A 1,416-nucleotide genomic window follows, 5' to 3' on the forward strand; every position below is an offset into this window, starting at 1 on the left:
GAAGGTCTTACCGCGGCGGAATCAAAAGCATTTTTAGAAAGTCTAAATTTGGAACAAAGGCGACTAATTGAACTTGCATTAGTCGATCCAATGGGAGATCAATTCCTTGAAGATGCAGTACTAAAAACTTATGAACGTTATTATAATGATTACCTAAAAGAGAAAGATGGTAATAAAGATAATAATACGTTAACAGGAGTTGGAAGTGGTTCAGCAGGCGGGGCTTCTGGATTACCGCCTGATGATGACGATGATAAAGATAAATCTAAAACTGGTAATAAGTCTGAGTCATCAAGTGATAACCAACAAAATCGTAAAGATATCGAGGGTTCTTGGGATAAAGGTACCTTTGATTCTCCAGAAGGCTCATTAAAATATCATTTCGATAAACATGGTAAAGAAGTTGGCGCTTTAACTCCTGAAGAATATTTACATAAAGCCAAAGTATTTTCCCAGAATTTAAAAGGTGCAAGAAAGGTAAAGATTAATACACCAACATATGGAGTGATCAGATATTATAAAAATGGAAGATATATCGATAAACTAGGAGATAAAATTATCTCATTTGGTAAACAATAAAGGAACTTAAATATGTGGCATGATTTAGTTATTGATAATGTGGTAAAAATTGAAAAAAATGTTGCAGAATTTGTTATTTGGATGCCTATTTTACCGTATGCAAAAATGAAAATTAAAATTTATGAAAGTCCCTCAAGACGATACACAGGTATGACTGATTTAGCTATAAAGCGTAAATTTGATGGATATCCTGAGAATGGCTTAGGAAGTGGGGATACAATTGAAGAAGCTTTAAAAAATACCATGAAAAATTTTAATGCAATGTTAACAGAAGATGGCTTCGAAGAGTTAACACCTGAAGATATTGAATATTCAGAGTGGTCTGATTTTTAGACTTCATCCTAAATTTTGTATATTTTCCCGTTAAAGGTGACAGTTAATTCTGTCACCAAATTCTATATTTAACATGCCCGATCTTGAAATCTCACTTTAACCGATTCATCTTGCGTACTTTCCAGAAAATAATACAGATGACATTCAATGATTAGTTAGTCAATTTAGGATCTCACAAGATTATAAGACTATAACGTACTTTATTTACCCTATCCCTCTTAATGCAACTCGTCAAGTGATAAGCTGTTATTGAATTTTAATAAAATGAAACGGTATAGAATCCTGAATTATTTTTACAAAATAACTGCCCGCAATTAACGACGGAGGGGGCATTATTATCGGGTAAAAGTGTCACGGTGCTGGCGGAGAAGGATATCGAATCCTCGGGGACGATATTAGGTAAAAATCGGGTTGCCTTATTAGGCAATAACGTCAATAACCAAGGTCTGATTGATGCGGGTGCAATTATCATTCAAGCGAAAGATAGCATTAACAGCAGTGGCA

Annotated in this window: 1 protein-coding gene and 1 pseudogene; both read left to right on the top strand. The window is 34.3% G+C overall.

From position 1 onward, the window contains the following. A pseudogene (locus ACYIAM_RS12980) lies at window positions 1–579 on the top strand (hypothetical protein); the annotation flags it as partial. Between the two features lie 12 nt (window positions 580–591). Beyond that, window positions 592–912, top strand: a complete 321-nt coding sequence (locus ACYIAM_RS12985) for a hypothetical protein (RefSeq protein WP_065591031.1) — start codon at window positions 592–594, stop codon at window positions 910–912. Window positions 913–1,416 lie beyond the last annotated feature (504 nt).

It is taken from the genome of Gilliamella sp. X-60, from assembly GCF_057063585.1.

Excerpts from the sequence above, each read along its gene's own strand:
- ACYIAM_RS12985 (WP_065591031.1), top strand. The coding sequence starts at position 592 with ATGTGGCATGATTTAGTTATTGATAATGTGGTAAAAATTGAAAAAAAT.